At 67.9% G+C, this 5,687-nt stretch carries 7 protein-coding genes and 3 pseudogenes; 4 read left to right on the top strand and 6 right to left on the bottom strand.

Annotated features, from left to right (window positions below; translation table 11 throughout):
* Positions 1–933 (top strand): hypothetical protein (locus AC1D15_RS15780; protein ID WP_477826708.1); only part of this gene is annotated, 933 nt, incomplete at its 5' end.
* An 84-nt stretch (positions 934–1,017) separates the two neighbouring features.
* Entirely contained in the window at positions 1,018–1,710 is a 693-nt protein-coding gene (locus tag AC1D15_RS15775) for an Ig-like domain-containing protein (RefSeq protein ID WP_477826707.1), read from the top strand.
* 22 nt (positions 1,711–1,732) lie between these two features.
* On the opposite strand, the gene AC1D15_RS15770 is transcribed toward AC1D15_RS15775, so the two are convergent.
* From AC1D15_RS15770 to AC1D15_RS15745, 6 genes and pseudogenes are all read right to left on the bottom strand, one after another.
* Complete coding sequence (locus tag AC1D15_RS15770) at positions 1,733–2,068, bottom strand: monovalent cation/H(+) antiporter subunit G (protein ID WP_477826706.1); 336 nt, start codon at positions 2,066–2,068, stop codon at positions 1,733–1,735.
* Positions 2,069–2,070: 2 nt separating this feature from the next.
* Positions 2,071–2,346, bottom strand: coding sequence for a K+/H+ antiporter subunit F (locus tag AC1D15_RS15765; RefSeq protein ID WP_477826709.1), 276 nt, complete (start codon positions 2,344–2,346; stop codon positions 2,071–2,073).
* Positions 2,343–2,513: pseudogene (locus AC1D15_RS15760) on the bottom strand (Na+/H+ antiporter subunit E); the annotation flags it as partial. The pseudogene AC1D15_RS15760 and the gene AC1D15_RS15765, both read right to left, overlap by 4 nt.
* A 150-nt stretch (positions 2,514–2,663) precedes the next feature.
* A pseudogene (locus AC1D15_RS15755) lies at positions 2,664–2,723 on the bottom strand (hypothetical protein); the annotation flags it as partial.
* 142 nt (positions 2,724–2,865) lie between these two features.
* Positions 2,866–3,003 (bottom strand): annotated as a pseudogene (locus tag AC1D15_RS15750) (GreA/GreB family elongation factor); the annotation flags it as partial.
* Positions 3,004–3,283: 280 nt separating this feature from the next.
* Positions 3,284–3,589, bottom strand: a complete 306-nt coding sequence (locus tag AC1D15_RS15745; protein ID WP_477826705.1) for a hypothetical protein — start codon at positions 3,587–3,589, stop codon at positions 3,284–3,286.
* Positions 3,590–3,603: 14 nt separating this feature from the next.
* Between AC1D15_RS15745 and AC1D15_RS15740 the strand changes: the two genes are divergently transcribed.
* Both AC1D15_RS15740 and AC1D15_RS15735 read left to right on the top strand, forming a co-directional pair.
* The gene (locus AC1D15_RS15740; protein WP_465113718.1) at positions 3,604–4,926 is read left to right on the top strand and encodes a DUF4832 domain-containing protein; all 1,323 of its coding nucleotides are present in this window, start codon (positions 3,604–3,606) and stop codon (positions 4,924–4,926) included.
* A gap of 280 nt (positions 4,927–5,206) precedes the next feature.
* Positions 5,207–5,687: discoidin domain-containing protein (locus AC1D15_RS15735; RefSeq protein ID WP_477826704.1), on the top strand; the 481-nt coding region annotated here is incomplete at its 3' end.

Raw genomic sequence — 5,687 nt, 5'->3', positions numbered from 1 at the left:
ATCAGCTACGGCGCCGCGAAGACGCCCGCGCTCTTCGCGGTGACGAACGACCACCATGCTCGCCGCATCGACCTCAAGGCGGCGAAGTCGACGTCGATCCCGCTTCATGACGCGCCCACGTCGAACCAGAAGTTCTGGAACGACGCGCCCGAGCGAAGCTTCACGGTCACCGACATGAAGTGGCGCGATGGCGAGATCTTCATCGCTGGCCTGTCCAACCAGGACTTCGCCTCGACGCTGCGGCGGGTCAGGTATCCGTTCGACGCCCGGCACTCGACGACCTCCATCGAGATCTATCACACAGGCCACAACCTGATCGAGACGCGTGCCCCGATCCGGGCATTGAGCTTCGCGAACTGGGGAGGGAAGTCCTACCTCGTCGCGGCCTACACGTGCACGCCCATCGTCACCATCCCGCTCGATGACCTGAAGGATGGCGCGCACATACGTGGCAAGACGATCGCCGAGCTCGGCTATGGGAACACGCCCGCAGGCCTGGTCTCCTACTCGAAGACCGAGCAGGGCAAGACCGAGGACTTCCTGTTGCTGGTCAACTTCGGACGCGCGGCCAACATCATCCCGCTGTCCGAGGTCGAGGYCGCGAGCGGCCGCCCGGGCATGGACAAGATCGTGCCGTTCGGCCAGATCGCCGGCCTGGAGGTATCGACCGCGCCCCTGGCCGGTGTGCTGCGGGTGGACAACCTGGACGAGAAGTCGTTCATCGTCGTGCGCCGCCAGCTCGAGAAGGACACCCTGCAGCTCGTCACCATCGGCAAGGAGCTGAGCTTCCGGCTGAGCGATCACGTGTCGGAGTACGCCTTCCAGGAATACAGCTTCAAGGCCGATGCATTCCAGCTGAAGTACGTCAAGCCCCGGCTGGACATGATCATGAAGGACGAGGGCTTCGAAGACCACATCCAGCCTTCGGAGTGAGCCATGCGTTGCCATCAGTGGCTGGGCGCCACCGCTCTCGCGGTGGCGCTGGGGTGCTCTCACGCCCGGCAGCCGCCCGCCCGGGTGGCCCTCGTCCAGCCTTCGGGCCCCGAGGTCCCCGCCAACCTGCTGCGGCTTTCGATCCGATTCGAGGCACAGGTCGAAGGCCCGGTGCTTCGCCGGCTCGCCTTGTTGCGCGCCGATGGAACGCCGGTCCAGGAGCCGTTTCTCGAGCAGGAGCTCTGGTCACCGGACGGCACGCTGCTGACGGTGCTGATGCATCCCGGACGCGTCAAGAGCGGGTTGACCGCGCACGACGAACGCGGGCCGATCCTGTCGGCCGGGGAAGACGTGACGCTGGCGCTCGACGGACGTCCCATCAAGCAGTGGCACGTGGGGCCGGCGAAGACGACCGGCCCTGCGGTTTCGGCCTGGCAGGTCTCGGTGGTGCGCGCCGGTTCGAGGCAGCCGGTCGTCGTGACGCTGGATGGCCCGATCGATGGCCGCGCTGCGGGCTACCTGGCGATCGCGGATGAACGCGACCGCCGGGTGGCCGGGCGCGTCGAGCTGGCCCCTGGCGAAAGCACCTGGACGTTCACTCCCGACTCGCCGTGGCGAGCCGGCACGTACAAGCTGGTCGCTCATGGCAGCTTGGAGGACCCCGCGGGGAACCGGCTGGGCAGCCGGTTCGAGGCGCCCCTCCATTCACCGCCCGGGCTCGCGGTCGATGCAGCCGTCCCCTTCGTCGTGGAGGGCGGTGCTCGTCAGGTCCGATGACAAGGCCCACACCCAGCGGATGTCAACCGCGCCGCTTCAAGGGACCCGACACGGGCTCCCCCGCCTGCCGGCGGCGGAAGAGCGCGGCACGCGCCAGCACGATGGTCGTCACCGGGGCCGTGATCGACATCACGATGATGATCAACCACGCGTGCAGGTTGAGGCCGGCGCCCTGTGAGCTGAAGTGCGCGATGGAGGCCAGGGTGACGGTCCAGGCCGGGAGCGTGGACGCGAGGGCGGGCGCATGCATGCGCAGGAAGAAGTCCCCCAAGCGCCATAGGCCGAGCGCGGCCACCAGCACCACCGCGCCACTGGTCACCAGCAGCGCCGCCACCACGATCTCGGCCACGGCGGCCATGCTCAGATCACCTCGCCGCGCAGCAGGAACTTGGCCATCGCCAACGACCCGACGAAGCCGAACAGCACCATCAGCAGGGCGCCTTCCAGGACCATCTCGCTGTCGTATCGGATCGCCAGCACCAGCATCGCCAGCATGCCGACCACGTAGATGAAATCCATCGCCAGCACGCGGTCCTGCGCACTGGGGCCGCGGAACAGGCGTGCCGTGCCGATGCCCATGGCGACGGCGTACAGGATCAGCGTGACGGTGATCGCCAACGACAACAGATCGCTCATTCGAAGATCTCCTTCAGGGGCTGTTCGTAGTCGGTCTTGAAGTGCCGGATGAAGGCGGCCTCGTCGTCGAGATCGAAGACATGGATGAGCAACGCACTGCGGTCGGGTGCGAGCTCGGCCCAGACGGTGCCCGGCACGACGGCCGTGATCATCGCCAACGCCGCGATCTCGATCGCGAAACGGCGCAGCGACTCGCGTGCCTGCGCGGCCTTGAGATCGATGTCGATGCGCGGCGAGGACCAGTCCCGCAGCGGCTTGCAGCCGGCCGGATCGAGCACGTGCACGAGCTTCAGCCTGGCACCGTGCTCGTGTGCCAGCAGCGCCGCGCGGCGCACCGCGTTGTTTCCATCGATCGAGAAGTCGGTGGCCACCACCATGGAATTGAATGATTTCATTGCGTTCTCCCTGCGGCGACATCGCGTAGTCGCCGCTCGCCTCGGGCTGGAAGAGGATGTGCATGAGCTCGGCGGCCCGCGCTTCGCCCGCGGGTGTGGACCAGCGCGCCACGGCGCCCACGCTCAGGCCGAGCAGGCTGGCGCCAACGGGCGACAGCACCGAGACGAACCCGGCCGCGGGCTGCGCGTCCGCCGGGTAGCACGGCGCGAGCTTGCTGAGCTGGCCGGTCTCGAGATCCCTCAGCAGCACCTGCGAGTACATCGTCACCAAGTCCGGCGGGGCCTGGCGGGACGGCACGATGGCGCAGGCATCGAGGACCTGCGCGATCGCCGGCTGGGGTGTGGACGAGCCATCGCTGCGCCGGTCGCGGCGCAGGAGGTTCAGGAGTCGAACATGGTCAAGTTCGGTGAGCGTGCGCTCGAGTGCCAGGACTTCCATCGGGCATTCCTTCAGTCATCGGGCGCATGCCGGGCAGTCGCCGACAGACGCCATCGCGCGGGCTGCGGGCCCGGCGATCTGAAGTAAGACATGCAACCAAGCCTCATCGATGGCAGGGCGCAGGATGAGTTTCAAGACAATCCGGGCTCCTGCAAGCCATCGGCAAACGCCGTGAACTCCATGAACAGAAACAAGGCGCAATTCCGGAAGCTGAGGGCCTTGATGGCGCTTTGCGCGAGCACGGCACTCGTGGCGGGCTGCGGTGGCAGTTCGGACGGCGATGGCAGCTCGAGCGCCCCGCAGAAAGGTGGCCCCGCACCAGCACCAGCACCAGCACCAGCACCAGCACCAGCACCAGCACCAGCACCAGCACCAGCACCAGCACCAGCACCAGCACCAGCACCAGCACCTTCTCCGGCTCCGATGGCGTCCGCGCAGTTCACCGCGAGCAACGCCGAGATCCCCAACCCCGAGCGCGGCTTCTACCGCTGGGCCTGGTCGAACCTGGACCAGTTCAGCAAGGACGACGGCGCCGATGCGTACGCGAACGGCTTCCGCGTTCTCTACGCGATGGTCCGGCTCGACGCCTACAAGAGCACCGCCCTGCCCGCCACGCTGCTCGACGGCTTGCGCACCGGCTTCGCCAACGCGCGGCAATCGGGCGTGAAGATCATCCCCCGCTTCGTCTACAACTACCCGGACGGCGAAACCGAATACCGCAACGCAACCGATGCGTCGCTCAGCCAGGTGCTCGCCCACATCGCCCAGCTCAAGCCGGTGCTGCAGGAGAACACCGACGTCATCGCCTACCTGCAAGCGGGCTTCATCGGGGCCTGGGGCGAGTGGCACACCTCGTCGAACGGCCTGACCAGTGCCGGCAACCGCACGAGCATCCGCGATGCCTTGCTCGGCGCCCTGCCCCAGGAGCAGTTCGTCCAGTTCCGCTACCCGCCCTACGTGATGGAGTGGTTCGCCACGCCACCGGCGGAGTCGACCGCGTTCAACGGGTCGGCCGCCTCGCGCTCGGGCGTGCACAACGACTGCTTCCTGGCCAGCGCCACCGACGTCGGCACCTACAGCGACAACGCCACCACGAGGCAGCAGCAGCGCAACTACACCATGGCGCTCGCGAAGGTCACGCCCTTCGGCGGTGAAACCTGCAACCCGGCGGACGACGCCGGCGCGCAGCCGCGGACCAGCTGCGCGGACATCCTGGCGGAAGGCAGGCAGTTCTCGCTGACCTACCTGAACAACGACTACTACACCGAAGCCTTCCACACCCGCTGGAAACAGGACGGGTGCTACGACGAGGTCAAGCGCCTGATGGGCTACCGGCTGGAGTTCGTCTCGGCCGAACATGCCGCGACGGCCCCGGCCGGTGCCGCGTTGCCCGTGCGATTCACGGTGCGCAATGCCGGTTGGGCGCGGCCGTTCAAGGCGCGCCCGGTGTTGCTGCTGCTGAAGCATCGAACCAGCGGTACGGTGGTGAAGCTGTCGACCTCCGTCGATCCCCGCACCTGGACCGCGGGCAACACCTTCACGCACGATGTGTCGGTGACCGTTCCTGCGGGCACGCAGGCCGGCGAGCACGACGTCTACATCGCACTGCCCGATGGCGCGGGGCAGCTCGGCAGCGATGCGCGCTTCGCCGTGCGGCCGGCCAATGCAGACAATGCGGCCAGCCGACAAGGATGGGACGCGTCGCTGGGCGCCTTCCGCTTCGGCACCACCCTCGCGGTCCGATGACGTCCCTCGGACCGGCCGCCCAGAACTGCTGCCGGACGACCCCAAACGGTCAGACTTGTATCTGGCTGTCTCTGCCCTGAAAGGCACGCTCCCGGCGGCAGGACCGCACGCTCGCGGGCTCCGCAGCGCATGCACGGTGGAACCGGTCCCGCTGCCGTGCACCAGCCCTGATGCTGGCATCAAACCTGCGCATCATTTCTCGCATGCACCCGGCGCTGAGGATTGCTGAATTTCCCGGCGCCGAAGCCCCAAGCCACAAGACGATCCAAGGAGCGAGAACATGAAGCATCAGAGTCCCGAGGAACCGGGCCGGCCGCGCGCAGCGCTGGTCGCACTGGGTTCCCTTTTCCTCGCAGCTGCCGTGCTCAGCGGGTGCGGCGGCAAGGATGCGGATTCCGCCGCGGCACCGAGCCCCGACGTCGGCGCGCCCGCGCCGCAACCACCGGCCCAACCGCCCGCCTCCGGTGGCGGCAATCCCAATGAGCCGGTGCTGGAGCCGGTGACACCGGCTCCGCCGCCGTCGATCCCGTCCGGCGGCACACCCGCCGCGCCGGCCCCGACGCCCGCGCAGCAGTTGCCGACCGGCGTCGACATGAGCAAGCCCGGCGTCGCGGTCGTGCCGGTCAAGGCCACCGCATCGAGCGCCAACGGCGGCAACACCGCCGACAAGGCCATCGACGGCAACGCCGCCCAGAACAGCCGCTGGGAAAGCTCCCAGTCGGATACCAACTGGCTGCAGTTCGACTTCGGCGCCAAGACCC

It is taken from the genome of Rhizobacter sp. P2_H2 (assembly GCF_056403375.1).
This window is presented reverse-complemented; position numbering and strand designations above follow the sequence as displayed.

What these genes read in the sequence shown, in the direction of transcription:
- AC1D15_RS15765 (WP_477826709.1), bottom strand. Translation starts at nt 2,346, where the DNA reads ATGAGCGATCTGTTGTCGTTGGCGATCACCGTCACGCTGATCCTGTAC.
- AC1D15_RS15770 (WP_477826706.1), bottom strand. Translation starts at nt 2,068, where the DNA reads ATGGCCGCCGTGGCCGAGATCGTGGTGGCGGCGCTGCTGGTGACCAGT.
- AC1D15_RS15740 (WP_465113718.1), top strand. Translation starts at nt 3,604, where the DNA reads ATGGCGTCCGCGCAGTTCACCGCGAGCAACGCCGAGATCCCCAACCCC.